This is a genomic window from Nitrosospira sp. TNL200 (genome assembly GCF_055386305.1).
Map to the genome: position 1 here is coordinate 2,926,459 of NZ_AP041003.1, position 18,895 is coordinate 2,945,353.

The window sequence follows — 18,895 nt, forward strand, 5'->3', positions numbered from 1 at the left end:
CAAGAACACTTCTCCTGCATAATCCTGAATGAAGCTTCGGACACCGGCGCAACTCCTCCGTTCTCCGGGTCGCCGAGGCGCCAGGTCGGTTAAGGAAGCGCTGAACAAATCCCCGCTGGCGCGGCGTCCCCTCCTGCTTCGGAAGAATACCCCGGAAATCGCTGTTATCCCTGAGTCTCTTCACGCCGCCAGCCGTTGGATAGGGGTTGACCAGCGGCTCACTAACCGTTACTGTTCAGTATTTTTTCATTATTTCTGGCAGCACCTATTTGGATTCAGGAAAGCATGGAAACGGAATTGACGGGCGCTGAGATTACAGTGCGTTGTTTGCAGAAAGAAGGGGTCGATTATATTTTTGGCTACCCCGGCGGCGCCGTGCTATTCATTTATGATGAACTGTTCAAGCAGGACAAAGTCAGGCATGTCCTGGTACGGCATGAGCAGGCAGCCGTACATGCCGCCGACGGCTACGCGCGCTCCAGCAACAAGGTAGGGGTGGCACTGGTCACGTCCGGACCTGGCGTAACCAATGCGGTAACAGGTATCGCCACCGCCTACATGGATTCGATTCCGCTGGTGGTCATCAGCGGGCAGGTTCCTACCCACGCCATAGGGCTGGATGCGTTTCAGGAAGTCGATACCGTAGGCATCACGCGTCCCTGCGTCAAACATAACTTTCTGGTCAAGGAGATCGGGGAACTGGCGGCAACCATTAAAAAAGCCTTCTATATCGCATCCACCGGTCGCCCAGGCCCCGTGCTGGTTGACATTCCAAAGGACGTGAGCCAGCAGACGACAGTATTCAGGTACCCCGAAAGTGTCGCCATGCGATCCTACAATCCCGTCACGAAAGGGCATTCCGGACAGATAAAAAAGGCGGTCCAGCTGATACTCGGCGCGAGGCGCCCCATGATATACGCGGGAGGAGGCGTCATCCTGAGCGATGCCGCCCCGCAGTTGACGGAGCTCGTGCAAATGCTGGGGTTTCCGTGCACGAACACCTTGATGGGGCTGGGAGGCTACCCCGCGACCGATCCGCGGTTCGTGGGTATGCTGGGCATGCACGGAACATACGAAGCCAACATGGCAATGCAGCATTGTGATGTACTGGTCGCAATAGGCGCCCGCTTCGATGATCGCGTCATCGGCAATCCCAAGCATTTCTTCAATGAAGAACGCAGGATCATACACATCGATATCGATCCCTCGTCCATCTCCAAGCGTGTAAAGGTGGATGTTCCCATTGTTGGCAGCGTCTCCGATGTACTGGTCGAGTTGATAAAACAGCTCAAATCCCGCAAAGAGACGGCGGACCAGGCCGCACTCGATGCATGGTGGGCACAAATCGAGTCGTGGCGCTCCCGCGACTGCCTCAAATATGATCGCGAGGCTCCGGTCATCAAGCCGCAAATGGTCATTGAGAAACTCTACAAGGTCACTGGTGGAAATGCTTTCATCACCTCGGATGTAGGCCAGCACCAGATGTGGGCGGCGCAGTTTTACAAGTTCGACAAGCCGCGCCGCTGGATCAATTCCGGGGGTCTGGGGACCATGGGCTTCGGCCTTCCCGCAGCGATGGGCGTGCAATTCGCCAATCCCGGGAGTCCCGTGGCCTGCGTTACCGGAGAAGCCAGTATTCAGATGTGCATCCAGGAATTATCCACCTGCAAGCAATACAATCTCCCGATCAAAATCATCAACCTGAACAATCGCTACATGGGCATGGTGCGGCAATGGCAGGAATTTTTTCATGGCAATCGTTATGCCGAATCGTATATGGATGCGCTTCCTGACTTCGTCAGGCTGGCCGAGAGCTACGGCCATGTCGGCATGAAAATCCAGCAGCCGGGCGATGTCGAGGACGCATTGCGAGAGGCTTTCGGGCTTAAAGACAAGCTCGTATTCATGGATTTTGTCACCGACCAGACGGAAAACGTCTTCCCCATGGTGCCAGGGGGCAAAGGCCTCTCCGAAATGATTCTGGTATAGACATGCGCCACATCATCTCATTGCTCATGGAAAATGAAGCGGGCGCCCTATCCCGCGTCGCCGGGCTGTTTTCCTCTCGAGCCTATAACATCGAATCGCTTACGGTAGCGCCAACGGAAGACCCGACCTTGTCACGCATGACCGTGGTTACCACGGGGTCAGACGACGTGGTCGAGCAGATCACGAAGCAATTGAACAAGCTGATCGAAGTAGTCAAAGTTGTGGATTTAAGCGAAGGCGATCATATCGAGCGCGAGATGATGCTGATAAAGCTGCGGGCGGTGGGCGAAGATCGCCAGGAAATAAAACGCATGGCCGATATCTTTCGCGGCCGCATCATTGACGTTACGGATAAATCCTACACTATCGAGCTGACGGGTACGGGGTCAAAGCTCGATGCGTTTCTCGATGGGGTCAACCGCAGCGCCATCCTGGAGACGGTGCGTACCGGTGCTTCGGGCATCGGGCGGGGCGAGCGGATACTGAAAGTTTAAGACCATCCTGCCGCAGCCTTGAGCGTGTCTCGATGCCATCCCCATCAACCCTTTTGGCATTTTTCCATTTTTAAAGGTGAAACATGAATGTTTTTTACGATAAGGATGCCGATCTATCTCTCATAAAAGGGAAAAAGGTGACTATTGTGGGCTACGGCTCGCAAGGCCACGCCCATGCCAATAACCTGAGGGATTCCGGCGTGGCAGTGACAGTGGGCTTGCGCAAGGATGGCGCATCCTGGGGCAAGGCGGAAAAGGCCGGCCTTACCGTAAAGGAGGTTGGAGAAGCAGTAAGAGAGGCAGACGTGGTCATGGTGCTGCTGCCGGATGAGCAAATTGCAGCGGTCTATACAGCCGAGATCGAACCCAATCTCAAGAAGGGCGCTGTCCTCGCTTTCGCCCACGGTTTCAACATACACTATGGCCAGGTATCGCCACGAGACGATCTCGATGTCATCATGATCGCACCCAAAGGTCCGGGCCACCTGGTCCGCTCGACTTATACACAGGGAGGAGGCGTGCCTTCCCTCATCGCAGTGCACCAGGACAAATCCGGCAAGGCGCGCGATCTTGCGCTTTCCTATGCGGCAGCGAATGGAGGCACCCGCGGCGGAGTGATCGAGACCAACTTTCGCGAAGAAACCGAGACCGACCTTTTCGGCGAGCAGGTGGTGTTATGCGGCGGGCTCACCGCTTTGATCCAGGCGGGTTTCGAAACCCTGGTGGAAGCGGGATATGCTCCCGAGATGGCTTATTTCGAGTGCCTGCACGAAGTCAAGCTGATCGTCGACCTGATCTATGAAGGAGGCATAGCCAATATGCGTTACTCGATCTCGAATAACGCGGAATATGGTGATATTTCACGCGGCCCGCGCATCGTCACCGAGGATACCCGCGCGGAAATGCGCAAGATCCTGCGCGAGATACAAACCGGGGAATACGCACGCGAGTTTATCCTGGAAAACCGTGCGGGAGCCCCCATGCTTAAAGCGAGCCGCCGTCTTGCCTCCACTCATCAAATCGAAACCGTCGGCGCGAAGCTGCGCGAAATGATGCCATGGATCAGAAAGAACAAACTCGTTGATCAGGCGAAAAACTAGCATCGCACAGGTGGATGGGAGGCGGCGGGTGACGCCATTTTTTATATCATGCGCAGTCTTCCAGATGCCGTCCCATCCATTCCGTATTCTTTTTTGCGGCACAGGTACTATTCATCCGCCACCCATAAGCGGGTTATCGCCCGTTTTGCCACCCGCCGCCCTTCCAGCGGCTCGCGCAGATGACGCATGAGCCGCAGTCGCGCCTCGTTCTCAGATCCAAGCTGAGGCGGCGCGGAATCTATCTCCTTCCGAACCTGTTCACCACTGCTGCACTATTCGCTGGATTTTATGCGATCGTGCAAGCGATGAATGGGCGGTTCGAACACTCGGCAGTTTCCATTTTCATTGCCATGGTGCTGGACGGGCTGGATGGCCGCGTGGCACGCCTTACTCATACCCAGAGCGAATTCGGTGCGGAATACGACAGTCTGGCGGACATGGTTTCGTTTGGCGCTGCTCCAGCACTGGTCATATATGAGTGGGCGCTGAAAGGCATGGGTAAACTCGGATGGATCGCAGCATTCATCTATTGCGTATCCGCGGCGCTGCGCCTTGCACGTTTCAACACCAATGCAGAAGTGATCGACAAGCGTTTTTTTCAGGGATTGCCCACCCCCGCGGCTGCCGCGCTGATAGCGGGGCTGGTCTGGGTGATGCTGGACTTCGATATCGCAGGTTCCGATGTCAGATGGCTTGCATGGTGCATCACGCTGTTCGCTGGGCTGACCATGGTCAGCAATCTCCCCTATTACAGTGGAAAAGAGATCAATCTGCGCAAAAGCGTGCCATTCATCACCGTGTTGCTGCTGGCGCTGTTCTTTTTTGTGCTGATACCCAGCCATCCACCGGTCGTTCTCTTCTGTCTTTTCCTTCTCTACGCGTTGTCCGGCTATGGTCTTCGGCTTTGGCGGCTGATGAAAAGAAAAAGGATGAGTGCTCCGCAATAGATTGTCCACGCCCACAAAGGCTTTTTGCGGTACTCGACGCTCACGCTATATTCTCCTGTATGGTGAGTTCGCTACGACTGCCGGATTCAGGTTGAACACCGCCTTAACATTTTCTTGATGCCTTCTGTGCTAGATTTCTGAACGCTGGGCTTGCTACACTTCATGGATCGGCCGCTCCCGGAGATAAGTGCCTGGGGCGAGCCGGTTTTGATACCAGGCACCGAATGCCCGACGTGGGGCAGGCGAATGAAACCACGTGAAGCCCTGCTCTGCCGTGTGTAACCTATCAAACGGACTGCTGGATACTGGCAGATCCTGCCGAATGGGAGCGATCATGAATACACAAAGCGTGAGGCTGACATGAGTGTCGAACCTCCGGTCCCGATTCAACCCAGCACCCCATCCCTGACGGAGTTTCCCGCGTGGAAAGCACTCTCATCTCATTTCGAAGCAATCCGTGACAAGCATCTCCGCGAATTTTTTGCGGATGATGCCCGGAGGGGCGAACGCTTCACGGCTGAAGCTGCTGGCCTTTACCTTGACTACTCGAAAAATCGCATTACCGCCGAAACGCTTCGGTTGCTGGTTCAGCTCGCGGAAGAATGCGGATTGCAAAAGTGCATTACCGCCATGTTCGAAGGCGAGCCGATCAACTCGACGGAGCGGCGCGCCGTCCTGCATACCGCCTTGCGCGCACCCAGGGATGCGCAAATCATGGCGGATGGAATCAATGTGGTGCCGGAAGTACACGCAGTGCTTGATCGAATGACGACCTTCGCCAATGAATTATGCAGCGGCGGATGGCGCGGCCATACCGGCAAACGAATCCGGAACATCGTCAATATCGGCATAGGCGGGTCCGACCTGGGGCCGGTAATGGCCTATGAGGCCTTGCGTGCATACAGCCAGCGAGACATGGTCTTCCGCTTCGTCTCGAATGTGGATGGCACCGATTTCAGGGAAGCCACCAGGGATATCAGCCCCGAGGAAACATTATTCATCGTTTGCTCGAAAACATTCACGACCACGGAAACGCTTGCCAACGCCCACGCCGCTCGCCAATGGATGCTGGATGCGTTCGATGATGCGCGCGCCGTGAGCAAGCACTTCGTTGCCGTCTCCACCAACACCGGGGAAGTCTCGGATTTCGGAATCGACCCGGCAAATATGTTCGGTTTCTGGGATTGGGTGGGGGGCCGCTATTCGATGGACTCGGCAATAGGTCTTTCAACCATGATTGCCATAGGTCCCCAGAATTTTCGCTCCATGCTGGCAGGCTTTCGCGCGATGGATGAGCACTTTCGCACTACGCCATTTGACAGGAATCTGCCTGTCATCATGGGGCTGCTGGCAATCTGGTACAACAATTTTTTCGGCAGCGAGACGCTTGCCGTCCTGCCTTATGATCAGTATCTCAAACGCTTTCCGGCTTATCTGCAGCAACTGGCAATGGAAAGCAATGGCAAGCAGACGAGGCTGGATGGCTTTCCTGTCAATTACCAGACGTCCCAGATAGTTTGGGGCGAGCCAGGCACCAATGGACAGCACTCGTTCTATCAGTTGATACACCAGGGAACTCGCCTGATCCCATGCGACTTCATCGGATTTTGCCAGACGCTTAATCCTCTTGGAAATCATCATGATCTGCTTATGGCCAACCTTTTTGCCCAGACGGAAGCCCTGGCTTTCGGTAAAACCAGCGAAGAGGTCAAGTCAGAAGGAACGCCCGACTGGCTTTGTCCACATCGGACCTTTCCAGGCAATCGCCCGACCAACACGATTCTCGCCGAACGCCTCACTCCTTATACGCTCGGAACACTGGTTGCCCTCTATGAGCACAGCGTCTTTACGCAAGGAGCTATCTGGAATATCGATTCCTTCGACCAATGGGGTGTCGAGCTTGGCAAGGAACTCGCCAAGCGCATCGTCAAGGAGATGGCACCCATGGGCGACCCGAATCTGAAGCATGACAGTTCGACCAATGCGCTCATCAGGCGTTATGTCGGATGCAGAGACGGGGGAGGGATAACAGGCTGATCGCGTCTTGAAATAACGGCATCGGGAACCGGGAATGCCGGCACGCCGGCTCCTCCTGTTATGGTAGCCCGGCTATCTTCGAACCTTGCCAGCGGGCCCGCCAGTTTCTTCTCGTATCAGTTTGATATGTTGTGCTGCAGTTTCTTACCGCCACTATTCGAAGCGAGACTATTATGGCCACCGAAAAGGCTGCTCCAAAAATCAACCCCTTCGCCGGTAAAGCGGTCCCAGCGGATATGCTCACGAATGTACCCCGGCTTGTTACCGCCTACTATGCGAAAATCCCTGACTGGTCCGTACCGGCCCAAAGAGTTGCCTTTGGAACCTCGGGGCACCGCGGTTCCTCTCTGGAAACCAGCTTCAACGAATGGCACGTACTCGCCGTTACGCAAGCCATCTGCCAATACCGAAGGCAAACGAACATAGATGGGCCGCTGTTTCTCGGCATCGACACCCATGCGCTTTCCGAACCTGCCTTTGCCAGCGCGCTGGAAGTGCTTGCCGCTAACGGCGTGGACGTAATGCTGGCAAGCGGGGGGGAATATACCCCCACCCCCGCAGTTTCACATGCCATACTGACATACAACCAGGGACGAAGCGCAAAACTTGCGGATGGCATCGTGATCACGCCATCGCACAACCCGCCGGACAGCGGCGGATTCAAATACAACCCGTATCATGGCGGGCCGGCCGGCGTCGAAGCCACCGCCATAATCGAATCCCTTTCCAATGAGTTTCTAAAAAATAATCTTTCGGGGGTTCGAAGGACAGGCTTTGAAAAGGCATTAGCTGCTCCCACCACGCATGTTCACAGTTTTCTCGATAGCTATGTCGGTGATCTCGGGGCTGTAATCGACATGTCCTCGATTCGCGAATCGGGCATCCGCATGGGGGTGGATCCGCTAGGTGGCGCAGGAGTCCATTACTGGGAAGCCATTGCTGCACGCTACGGCATCGACCTTGAAGTTGTAAACAAGACAGTAGATCCCACTTTCCGCTTTATGACTCTGGATTGGGATGGGAAGGTTCGCATGGATCCATCCTCATCCTACGCCATGCAGGGGCTGATCGGCTTGAAAGACAGCTTCGATATTGCCTTTGCCTGCGATACCGATCACGACCGGCATGGTATCGTCACCCGAAGCTCGGGCCTGCTGCCCGCCGATCATTACCTCTCGGCTGCCATTCACTATCTTTTTGCCAACAGGCCGAAATGGAATGCCAATGTGGCGATCGGGAAAACGGTAGTAAGCAGCCACATGATCGATCGGGTTGCGGGCGGAGCCGGCAGGAAACTATATGAGACGCCAGTTGGATTCAAATGGTTTGTAGATGGCCTGCTCGATAGCTCCCTGGGTTTTTGTGGGGAGGAAAGTGCAGGGGCTTCCTTTCTTCGCATCGATGGCACCGCCTGGACAACAGATAAGGATGGGATCACGGCGGCACTGCTGTCAGCGGAAATAACGGGGAGAATGGGAAAGGACCCCGGAGAAATATACCGCGGGCTGGAACAGGATTTTGGCAGATTCTTCTTCGAACGCGTCGATGCTCCGGCAACACCCGACCAGAAGAAAATCCTGGCCGGACTCTCGCCGCAACAGGTGCTCTCCAAGGAGCTCGCTGGGGAGAAAATAGAGACGATCCTTACTCGTGCGCCGGGCAACGACGCTTCCATAGGCGGCATCAAAGTCATGGCAAAAAATGGATGGTTTGCCGCACGTCCGTCCGGCACGGAAAATATCTATAAGATCTACGCGGAAAGCTTTAACGGCACGGATCATCTGCAGCACATTGTCGATGAGGCCCAGTCCATCGTTAGCGCCGCCCTGGCTGGGGCCAAGCCAGCGGTATAGCGGCTCGGACCCCGCCCGGCGCCAGGGGGATGCTCACCCGGCACGACCCGATTTGCCGTAAACAGTCCTGATTTGCAAGGTTCGCCGGCTATATGGCGTGGCGGATTACCTGATACGCTTGATTGATGGAGGTGCAAAATGCAACTGGGAATGATCGGATTGGGACGGATGGGAATCAACATGGTCGGCCGCCTGCTCAAAGCAGGTCACGAATGCGTGGTCTACGATGAACGGGCGGAGGCGGTGAACGAACTTCAACAGCAGGGTGCGATCGGAACGGGTTCACTGGAGGAATTCGTTGACGGATTGGCCAGGCCCCGCGCAATGTGGCTAATGGTCCCCGCGGCCGTAGTTGACGGACTTATTGCAAAGCTGATGGCCCTTGCCGATTCCGGCGACATCATCATCGATGGCGGCAACTCCTACTATCACGACGATATCAGGCGCGGCGCGGATCTCCTGTCCAAAGGCATACATTATGTCGACGTGGGAACAAGCGGCGGCGTAGCGGGACGGGAACGCGGGTACTGCCTGATGATAGGAGGGGACGAGAAAGTCGTTCAGCGCCTGGATCCCATCTTTGCCGCACTCGCGCCCGGCATTGGCGCGGCCCAGCGCACACCGGGACGCAAGCAAAAGGGAACGGCCGAGCAGGGGTACCTCCACTGTGGTCCGTACGGAGCCGGCCATTTCGTGAAGATGGTGCATAACGGGATTGAGTATGGCCTGATGGCCGCCTATGCGGAAGGACTGAATATCCTGCACAGCGCGAATGCAGGCAAGCGTGTGCTGGAAGCGGACGCGGAAACGACACCGATGCGCAACCCTGAATTCTACCAGTACGAACTGGATCTGCCCGAAATCGCCGAGGTCTGGAGGCGGGGCAGCATCGTTGCTTCCTGGTTGCTAGACCTGACTGCGGAAGCCTTGCTGGAAGATGCCACTCTGGCTGGGTTTTCCGGCCGGGTGTCCGACTCGGGCGAGGGAAGATGGACCACGCTGGCCGCGGTGGATGAGGGTGTGCCGGTCCCGGTGATTAGCGCTGCACTCTTCAGCCGCTTCGAGTCGCGCGGCAATGCCGAATTCGCTGACCGGCTGCTCTCGGCGATGAGAAAACGATTCGGGGGACATCACGAAAAGAAGGAGGAAGGCTAATGAGCGGGACAACGGATACATCCACAAATTCTCTCGCCTCAGGCGCCCTGGTACTGTTCGGCGTCACCGGAGATCTCGCCTACAAAAAAATTTTTCCGGCACTTTATGCCCTGATCAAGCAGAAAGCGCTCGATGTGCCTGTCATCGGCGTCGCATCGAGCCGCTGGAATCTTGACCAGCTCCGCGAACGCGTGATCGAATCACTGAAAAAATGGGGAAAGATCGACGACCAGGATGCGCTCGATCGCCTTCTCAAGCTGTTTCGCTATGTGCCGGGAGACTACAACAATCCGGATACTTTCCAGGCGCTCAAGCGCGCGCTGAAGGACATCGGGCGGCCCACCTATTATCTCGCCATTCCCCCCTCGCTTTTCGAAACCGTCATCACCGCGCTGGGTTCCGTCGGGTTGGCGAAGGATGCGAGCGTGATCGTCGAAAAACCCTTCGGGCGGGATCTCGCCTCTGCCCAGGAACTCAATCGGGTTGCCCGCTCCGTGTTCCCGGATGAATCGATCTTCCGCATCGATCATTTTCTCGGAAAGGAAGCGATCATGAATATCCTCTATTTCCGCTTCGCCAATTCCTTCCTCGAGCCGATATGGAACCGTAATTATATAGCCAGCGTCCAGATCACCCTTGCCGAGAATTTTGGCGTGGAGGGACGCGGGGCGTTTTACGAATCGGCGGGTTGTCTGCGCGACGTGATCCAGAATCACCTGTTTCAGATCGTCGCTCTGCTTGCAATGGAACCGCCCTCTTACAAGGGCTTCCGAGCCGTCCAGGAGGAAAAGGCCGGCGTCTTCAAAGCCATGCGGCCAATCGATCCGGACGAAGTCGTGCGCGGCCAGTATAAAGGCTACCGCGAGGAGAAGGGTGTGAACCCGGATTCGGATGTGGAAACATTCTGCGCCTTGCGTCTTCATATCGACTCGTGGCGCTGGGAGGGAGTGCCGTGGTACTTGCGTTCCGGCAAGTTTCTCGCGGATACCGCCACTGAAGTTGTCGTTCAGTTGAAATCGCCGCCGCAAAAGTTGTTTGCCGATTCCGCACGTGCGGCGTGCGACGCCAACTATTTTCGCTTTCGCCTTTCTCCTGTTTCCACTATCGCGCTGGCTGCGCGAGTCAAGCGCGGCGGGAAGGAGTTCATTGGCGACCAGGAGGAACTCTGCCTGGTGGAGGAACACTTTGGCCAGGAATTGCCCTACGAAAGGCTGTTGCATGATGCGATGATCGGCGAGGGCGCATTGTTTGCCCGGGAAGAAGCAGTCGAAGCCGCCTGGGCGGCGGTGGACGGCGTGCTAACCAGACACCATTCCGCGCTTCCCTATGAGCGCGGCAGTTGGGGGCCGGGAGCCGCCGACGCCCTGATCGAACCTGATGGCTGCTGGCATAATCCACAAACGTGATGCGAAGCGGTCGGAAACAGTGTCTCCCGTTGGAGACACCGAGCGGCTCCCGGGGGAGCGCGGAAGGTGGAAAACCAAGACAACCCAATGAAATTAATGATAAAAACAATAGGGAAAATAGCAACAAGCCATTCGGCTCCATTCCTCCGACTTAACGAATTCTTTATGTTTAAGACACTTTTTTTTCACATAGGCCATGCTAGATTTAAGCTGCATAATGCGATTTCCACCTTTCATACTTTTTCGTCATAATTTTTTATAAGGGACGTCACTATGGACAGATCACTGTTTCGACTGCTGCCTCTTGCAACGCTCGGCTCCGCCCTTTTCCTGGCCTCGCTGCCTGCGGCACAAGCGGGCACTTTGGCGGAAAATCTGGCTGCAATGGAGCAACAAAGCCCGATAGACATCACTTCGCAAGATACGAAGTTCCAGGCGCTGCCGCCGCTGCAGTTCAATCTGAGCTCGGATACCACACTCAGCGTGATCAATAACGGTTCGCCTAATGTGTTTGCGACCGCGGCCAGGGCAATCGTTCCCGCGGGTGCAGGATCGGTAACGCTGAACGGAGACACGTATAATCTGGCGCAGTTCCATTTTCACACGCCGGCCGAGAACCTGGAAAACGGCCATACCTACCCCATGGAAATGCATCTGGTATTCAGCGACGCCAGCAATAATCTGCTCGTAGTGGGCCGATGGGTGGACGCATCCGATGCGCATAACCCCCCGCAGACGTCGCTGGACCCCATTTTTTCGGATCTGCCCAAAACCACGACAGAGACGCACGTCTTCAACCACTTTGATCTGAATACGCTCCTGCCAAGCAACCTGGAATCCTTCCGCTACGACGGCTCGCTGACAACCCCGCCGTTTTCGGAAGGGGTAAAATGGGTTGACCTGGCACAGCCACTATATATCTCCCAGGCCGACATCAACGCATATAGCTCCCTCTTTCCGAATGGCGATGCGCGGGAGATCCAGGATCTCAACGGGCGTATCGTGCTGACGGATGTGCCGGGATTTGCTTCCGCGGTTCCGGAGCCCGAAACCTATGCCATGCTGCTCGCCGGATTGGCGCTGATCGGCTTTGTAGCCGCCCGGAGAAGCAGGTCCACGGGTTCGTTTGGATCGATGGGTTCCATTGCCTAGCTTATTATAGTTAGGTGGTCATAGAGATTATTTTTAGAGGCCGCTCGTGTACGTCCTATATGCGAAGGCTTCCTTCTTCCTGCATTCCGCTATCTCGACCTCACAGTTGAAGGCAGGAAGAAGTTCCCAGAGGTTGTTGCTGCGATCTTGACCTCAGCCGGTTCCGCGGGCCTTGCCCCGCCCGCGGCGCCGGCTTTTTATTCTTGCTGTTCCTGTCACCTGAAAAAGGCTTTCCGGGCGCTTCTCTACATTCCCTCCATGCTCCCGCAACGAAAATACCAACGGCGGTTGCTCTTTGCCAAGGAAGTGCGGGACAAAAAGGTTTTTTGGGTCTCTCTGTCGGAATGGATAAAAAAATGGAGTAGTATCATTTCCTTCATTCACCTTTTCCAACAGGAAACGTACCGCGATGAAATTCACATTCAATAGCTTGACATCAATTGGCGCATTTTTTATCGCCCTGTTTTTTCTGGGGAACGGCATTGCGCACGCCCAGTCGAACTCAGGGCAACACTCCGCTCCATGGGGAGATGCTGCAAAAAAACAAGGAGCCAGCCAGGGGAGCAATCAGACAAATACAGCGCCCAATGCGGAAAACCCGCCACCACCGGCACAGACTGCCAGCTTCGAGCCCAGCGCGACCTCTGAGAGAGATCCCGGGTCATGCGCCTACTCCACCCCGGAAGACGAGACTTTTCTTTGCAAGATGATCCGGATCTTTTACGGTCCCGATACGCCACGCGGACCCAACCGCGATGTGGAGGAAAATCTCTCCGCCGGAGGAGCCGGGGGCTGATATCACGGCTTTGATATGAAAAAACCGCATGAAAGATTTGGCCTCAGGCATATCCCTGTCAGCGCGGCGAGATACGGTTGCGTGCTCGCCGCCTTGGGTTACCTGAGCCATACAGGCATTGCGATGGCGGAAAAGGAGCCTGCCAAGCCGAGGACCGGGGAAACGGCATCCTCGTTCAAGGGAGAAGACAAGGGAGAAAAAGCTGACAAGCCGGACCAGAATACTTCCCCGCCGCCAAACGCGACATCTTCCGAAGCGTACGATGTGCAACCGGGTAACTCCTGGTGGGAGCATGCGGAGGGAGACAGCGTGCTTCGCAGATTCATAAAGCTTTTTTACGGACCAGACCGGCCGCCCGGACCGGATCCGGATGTGGATACCAATATATCCGCAGGCGGGGCCGGAGGCGGATAGGCTTCCCGGCAGCACAGAATCCGGTGCGGTAATGATGAATGGCTGAAGTCTGTTCATTAAGGAACACTGCTGTTCTAACCCGCCCAGCCCATTTCGGAATCAGGTATGGAAAAGTGGGTGCCACCTTTTCCCAAATTCTCAAAAAAGTTCCACGCGAGCTCCTGCATACACTATTTCAAACGTGTTTTCGGCGGCCTCCATTCCCGCGGGGGTTTTGTATCGCCATAACGCCCATTGCTGCCTTTGCGCAAATTCCTTGCCCCGGAAATAAATTCGCTGTCATAATTAGCTTCCTGGCTACCACTTTCAGGAGACCAAAAACCATTCTTTTATCATGGTTTGGGATAGACGCTGCGATCCCTGGGCAGCACCGCCAGATTAACTAAATCTTCACTTTCACTTGACATTTAGTTGACGTCTGTTGTGCTAACTTCAGTTACAATCAGAAAATGAAAAAATAACGGAAACAGCATTGGGCAAAGATTTCCGATATTCAAATAGAATAATCTTGACTTAATTTCAATCTTCAACGTGGGGGGAATCATTTAATGAAACCTAGTCTTTCATTAATAGCTGCTGCTTGTTGCCTTGTTTCGACTTCCTTATATGCGCAGGACAAGCAAACCGCGGGAGGCGCGGATGCTTCATCGTCAAAGGGGTATACCATAGACCTCTATGTCGATACCAAGACCAAGCAGATCTATGCAGAACCTGGAGAGGGGCGGGTACGCATGGGGTCTTTTGAAAAAGTATCGGATATGCCGAAAGCTCCCGCAAGCGCCGCTGGGGCTGTCCCACCCGCTCCCACAGGCAGGGAGGGCGCGGTCGCCGCCACCGCAGCAGCAATTCCCGCGGGCACTGCCCCTGGTGCACCAAAACCCGGTGGATTTGGATACTCGGATTGGGTGAAAGCAGATCCGTTCAAGCTGAACCTGAACGGCGACGGCAGCCAGTACATCAAACTCGGCATGCTGAACCAGGTTCAGTTGGCGTACGAGCAAAACAACCCGGGATCGATGATTCAGAACCAGCCAGTGACCGACACAACCGAGGTCAGCCTGCGCCGGACGCGTCTCATATTGCAGGGGCAGCTCACCGATAGAGTGTACTTTTACACGCAATATGGGATCAATAATTTCAACTTCATTGCGCAGCAGAATGACAACCGGCATATCGCGGCCATGCCCTACTTTCACGATGCCTTCACCGAGTTGCGCCTGACGCAGGGGCATCAGATGATTGCCGGCGGCGGCCTCTCGATGGCCAATGGACTGTCGCGCTTCACTTCTCCCAGCGTCAGCACCATCATGACCCTGGATGTTCCTGTCGGAGCCCAGTACGCCACGGAAAGGACCCAGCTGTTCAATAGAAACCTGGGGGTCTGGCTTCGCGGCCAGATCAGCAAGTTCCGCTACCGGATAGCCGCGCAGGATTCATTCCCCGTTACAACCGACGGACTGGCGCAACCTGCTATTTCGCCGACGGTTTCCGATTTTGCCCAAGTCGGCCATAAGAAACAGTATGGCGGCATGTTCTACTGGAACTTCTGGGATACGGAGCCCATAACCAATGACTACATGCAAGGAACCTATCTGGGCAAGAAGGACATACTGAATCTCGAAGCCGGGTTCATCACCGAGAAAAATGCGATGTGGACCGGCACCAGTCCATCAACCGCCCAATTCCACGACATGACCCACTGGTCGGTTGCCATGTTCCTGGACGCGGCAGTGGACAAGGTGAAGGAAACGGCAGTCTCCGCCTATATCGGTTATTTCGTTTATGATTATGGCAAGAATTATCTCCGGATGAACGGCAATGGCGCGAACACGGCCAACGGTGTCGGCCCCGGAGCGAGTTTCAATGGGGCCGGCAACACATTCCCGATGTTTGGCACGGGGGAAGTGTGGTATGCCCAGTTCGGCTACCTGCTGCCCAAGGACCTGATACCCGGAAACAACGGCCAGTTGCAACTGTATACCTCTCTGTTGAGCGCGAACTATAAGCGGCTTCACGACCAGATGAACGTCTTCAACGGTGGTGTGAACTGGTTGCTGAGGGGCCACAACAGCAAGATCACCTTCGACTATCAGAACAGGCCTATTTTCGCCGTCGATCCGATGGGCGACATCGTCAAGACCACCAGCAGGGGACGTTTCGTACTCCAGTACCAAGTCGCCTTCTAAAAAGCTGACCAGCAATCCTCTTCCACTGACCCCGAGCATGGCCTGACCTGGCCGTGCCGGGGTCAGGTTCTTTTTACTCCTCCTCCCGCTTGAATTCGCAACGAACCTTGTTTCCTCTCTCCCGCATCTCCTCTTTACTTCCTTTGCGTTCGCGTCGCTATTCCTCCATTCTCACCTATCCTTGCATGATTTTCGCGCGCTAAAGACTGACATGCGAACATGGCCAATGGCCATAATCTCTGCCTCGCCGACCGAAAAGGAAAGTGGCACTACTTATGGCGCCAAGCTTATCACACGAGACTGTTACCCAAACCTCCACACATATCTCACAGTTATTTCACCGATATCTTCCTTGCGTGAAAAAAATGTGAGTGCTCTTGCGAACAGAAACGGCTGAAGCAAAGCGTAGCATAGGCCGCAACGATTTTTTGCGCCAGCGGCGGACGAGATACGTGAAGTAAGCCGGCGATTGCCCCTCCGGCAGGAGATTACGCGATGAGCCAGAATGTCAGCGATTTTTTATTGCGGCGCCTGATGGAGTGGGGAGTCCGGCGGATATTTGGTTATCCGGGGGATGGCATCAACGGCATCATGGGCGCGCTTAACCGCAAATCGCAAGAACTGGATTTCGTGCAGGTACGCCATGAGGAAATGGCCGCATTCATGGCCTGCGCGCACGCCAAGTTCACCGGGGAAGTAGGAGTTTGCCTCGCAACTTCGGGACCCGGCGCCATTCATTTGCTCAATGGCTTGTACGACGCAAAGCTCGACCACCAGCCGGTCATTGCCATTGTAGGCCAGCAAAAACGTGCAGCGCTCGGCGGCAACTATCAACAGGAAATCGATCTCATTTCACTGTTCAGGGATGTAGCCCATGAATATGTGCATATGGTGACGACACCCATGCAGATGCGCCACATCGTCGATCGCGCCATGCGCATTGCCCAGGCGGAGCGAAGCGTGTGCTGCATTATCATCCCGAACGATATTCAAGAGATGGAAGCGGAAAAACCAGGCCGCGAACACGGCACGGCGCATTCCGGCACCGGCTACGAGGCTCCCCGGATCGTGCCGAAAGCGGAGGATTTGCGCCATGCTGCCGATATATTGAATGCGGGCTCCAAGGTGGCGATGCTGGTCGGGGCAGGCGCGCTCAACGCCACCCGGCAGGTTCTCGAGGTTGCCGACCTTCTTGGCGCCGGCATTGCCAAGGCATTGCTGGGTAAAGCTGCCGTTCCCGACGAGCTGCCGTATGTGACAGGTTCCATTGGTCTGCTGGGTACCGAGCCCAGCTATGACATGATGATGGAATGCGATACGTTGTTGATGGTCGGTTCGAGCTTCCCGTATTCCGAATTCCTGCCGGAAGAAGGGCAAGCGCGCGGAGTTCAGATCGACATCAACGGACGCATGATGAGTATCCGCTATCCGATGGAAGTCAATCTCGTCGGAGATGCCGCGGAAACCCTGAACCAGCTTATCCCGCTATTGAAAAGGAAAGAAAATCGCCGCTGGCGCAGCGACATCGAAGAATATGTCCGCCACTGGTGGAAAACGATGGAGGCGCGCGCCATGGAGCCAGCTAATCCAATCAACCCGCAAAGGGTTTTCTGGGAACTGTCCCAGCGGTTGCCGGATAACTGTATTCTCACCTGCGACTCGGGCTCGTCAGCCAACTGGTATGCGCGCGATCTCAAGACCCGCCAGGGCATGATGGCATCGCTCTCGGGAGGACTTGCGACCATGGGGCCCGGCGTCCCCTATGCTATCGCGGCAAAATTTGCTCATCCCGATCGCACGGCGATCGCGATGGTGGGTGACGGCGCCATGCAGATGAACGGGATGAACGAACTGATCACCATCGGCAAATACTGGCAGCGCTGGAGTAATCCCAATCTCGTCGTCATGGTTCTCAACAATCGGGATTTGAACCAGGTGACGTGGGAACAGCGGGCAATGGAAGGCGATCCGAAGTTCTCGGCTTCGCAGGATGTGCCTAATTTCCCCTATGCCGCATATGCGGAACTGATCGGCCTTCGCGGATTGCGCATCGATGAGCCGGAAAAAATTGGCGCTGCCTGGGACTACGCGATCCATGCTGACCGACCGGTGGTGCTTGAGGTCATTTCCGACCCCGACGTTCCACCGCTTCCGCCGCACATCACCTTCAAACAGGCGCGAGCCTATGCTTCGGCGATGCTCCATGGCGACCCCGATTCGGCAGGAATCATAAGGCAATCGATCAAACAGATTTTTGCGTGATCCCGCTAAACGGCAAACTGGATTCATCCTGTTTATGGAACAACGATCTCATCTCGGCACAGCCCCGGAAAGCAAGGGCCAAAGCCTTTCCGTCTTCCAGCCTGCTGCGGCACTGGCATTGCCAGGCCCGGTGAATGCGGCGCAAGCAGCGGAAGCGCCCCTGAATTATTTCATGCGCAGCCATGGTCCGGCGTCCGAACCAACCATGTATCTTGGGTGGGTGCTCGCTGGCCTGTCAGTGATCATTATGCTGATTATCTCATTGCTCCTGATAGTGGCCTTGCTGCGCAATCGCCCTCCCATGGATATGCGAATGATCGGGCCCGAAAGTGGAGGATTGAGATGGATTTATATCGGTACCGGTATTTCAACGTTCATCCTCTTTGGGCTCGTCATCTATTCTCTGCTCGTACTCGATGCGGTCGCGAAACCTCCTTCGACCCCAGCCATCACCGTGACGGTAACCGGGTACGACTGGTGGTGGAGAATCGAGTATGAGCATGATGATCCCGAGCAGACTGTCACGACTGCCAACGAACTGCATATTCCCGTGGGCGAGCCTGTCCTCATCAGGCTCAAAAGCGCCGATGTCATCCACGCTTTTTGGGTGCCGACTCTCGCGGGGAAAACACAGATGATCCCAGGGCTGATAAACCAGCAATGGATTCAAGCCGACTCCCCTGGCATATACGCCGGCCAATGCGCGCAGTTTTGCGGTGCCGGCCATGCCCGCATGAGCCTCGAAGTGGTAGCAGAAAGTGCCGAGGATTTCGAAAGATGGCGAAACGCCCAGCGCCGCCCGGTTTCATCCCCTTTCAGGCCAGACTCAACCAGCGAATTCGGACAGAAGCTGTTCATGGATCGCTGTGGGGGTTGCCATGCCGTCCGTGGTACCGATGCTGCGGGCCGGCATGCCCCGGATCTGACCCACCTCAATTCGCGCCGCTGGCTTGCAGCAGGACTGCTTCTCAATACGCCGGAAGATTTGATGAACTGGATCGTCAATGCGCAGCGGCTCAAGCCCGGGTCGCGCATGCCGAGCATTGCATTATCGGAGACCGAGAAATCGGCTCTTTCCACTTATCTTTCAACCCTTGACTGAAA

14 protein-coding genes are annotated in these 18,895 nt (G+C 55.6%); all 14 read left to right on the forward strand.

From position 1 onward, the window contains the following. The first annotated feature begins 285 nt into the window (after positions 1–285). The 14 genes from ACZ5CE_RS13245 to coxB all read left to right on the forward strand — a co-directional run bounded on the left by ACZ5CE_RS13245 (position 286) and on the right by coxB (position 18,893). Entirely contained in the window at positions 286–1,989 is a 1,704-nt protein-coding gene (locus ACZ5CE_RS13245; RefSeq protein WP_464575370.1) for an acetolactate synthase 3 catalytic subunit, read from the forward strand. Between the two features lie 2 nt (positions 1,990–1,991). Further along, the gene (gene ilvN / locus ACZ5CE_RS13250) at positions 1,992–2,483 is read left to right on the forward strand and encodes an acetolactate synthase small subunit (protein WP_464575371.1); all 492 of its coding nucleotides are present in this window, start codon (positions 1,992–1,994) and stop codon (positions 2,481–2,483) included. Between the two features lie 83 nt (positions 2,484–2,566). Beyond that, on the forward strand, positions 2,567–3,583 hold the full coding sequence (gene ilvC, locus ACZ5CE_RS13255; RefSeq protein ID WP_464575372.1) for a ketol-acid reductoisomerase: 1,017 nt from the start codon (positions 2,567–2,569) through the stop codon (positions 3,581–3,583). Between the two features lie 179 nt (positions 3,584–3,762). Next, a complete protein-coding gene (gene pssA / locus ACZ5CE_RS13260) occupies positions 3,763–4,530 on the forward strand; it encodes a CDP-diacylglycerol--serine O-phosphatidyltransferase (RefSeq protein ID WP_464575373.1) in 768 nt (255 codons plus the stop codon). Positions 4,531–4,890: 360 nt separating this feature from the next. Then, on the forward strand, positions 4,891–6,567 hold the full coding sequence (gene pgi, locus ACZ5CE_RS13265) for a glucose-6-phosphate isomerase (protein ID WP_464575374.1): 1,677 nt from the start codon (positions 4,891–4,893) through the stop codon (positions 6,565–6,567). Between the two features lie 173 nt (positions 6,568–6,740). Next, positions 6,741–8,420 carry a phosphoglucomutase (alpha-D-glucose-1,6-bisphosphate-dependent) gene (gene pgm, locus ACZ5CE_RS13270; protein WP_464575375.1) on the forward strand — a complete coding sequence of 560 codons (1,680 nt, stop codon included), beginning with the start codon at positions 6,741–6,743 and terminating at the stop codon, positions 8,418–8,420. A 138-nt stretch (positions 8,421–8,558) separates the two neighbouring features. Further along, positions 8,559–9,575, forward strand: coding sequence for a phosphogluconate dehydrogenase (NAD(+)-dependent, decarboxylating) (gene gnd / locus ACZ5CE_RS13275; RefSeq protein WP_464575376.1), 1,017 nt, complete (start codon positions 8,559–8,561; stop codon positions 9,573–9,575). Further along, positions 9,575–10,981: a glucose-6-phosphate dehydrogenase gene (gene zwf, locus ACZ5CE_RS13280; RefSeq protein WP_464575377.1), complete on the forward strand. Its 1,407-nt coding sequence runs from the start codon at positions 9,575–9,577 to the stop codon at positions 10,979–10,981. The genes gnd and zwf overlap by 1 nt, the downstream gene beginning before the upstream one ends. A 273-nt stretch (positions 10,982–11,254) precedes the next feature. Continuing rightward, complete coding sequence (locus ACZ5CE_RS13285; protein WP_464575378.1) at positions 11,255–12,133, forward strand: carbonic anhydrase family protein; 879 nt, start codon at positions 11,255–11,257, stop codon at positions 12,131–12,133. Between the two features lie 409 nt (positions 12,134–12,542). Then, the gene (locus ACZ5CE_RS13290; protein WP_464575379.1) at positions 12,543–12,929 is read left to right on the forward strand and encodes a hypothetical protein; all 387 of its coding nucleotides are present in this window, start codon (positions 12,543–12,545) and stop codon (positions 12,927–12,929) included. Between the two features lie 15 nt (positions 12,930–12,944). Beyond that, positions 12,945–13,343, forward strand: coding sequence for a hypothetical protein (locus ACZ5CE_RS13295; RefSeq protein WP_464575380.1), 399 nt, complete (start codon positions 12,945–12,947; stop codon positions 13,341–13,343). A gap of 548 nt (positions 13,344–13,891) precedes the next feature. Then, complete coding sequence (locus ACZ5CE_RS13300; RefSeq protein WP_464575381.1) at positions 13,892–15,529, forward strand: hypothetical protein; 1,638 nt, start codon at positions 13,892–13,894, stop codon at positions 15,527–15,529. 495 nt (positions 15,530–16,024) lie between these two features. Next, on the forward strand, positions 16,025–17,791 hold the full coding sequence (locus ACZ5CE_RS13305; RefSeq protein WP_464575382.1) for a thiamine pyrophosphate-requiring protein: 1,767 nt from the start codon (positions 16,025–16,027) through the stop codon (positions 17,789–17,791). 34 nt (positions 17,792–17,825) lie between these two features. Next, positions 17,826–18,893 carry a cytochrome c oxidase subunit II gene (gene coxB / locus ACZ5CE_RS13310; RefSeq protein WP_464575383.1) on the forward strand — a complete coding sequence of 356 codons (1,068 nt, stop codon included), beginning with the start codon at positions 17,826–17,828 and terminating at the stop codon, positions 18,891–18,893. Positions 18,894–18,895 lie beyond the last annotated feature (2 nt).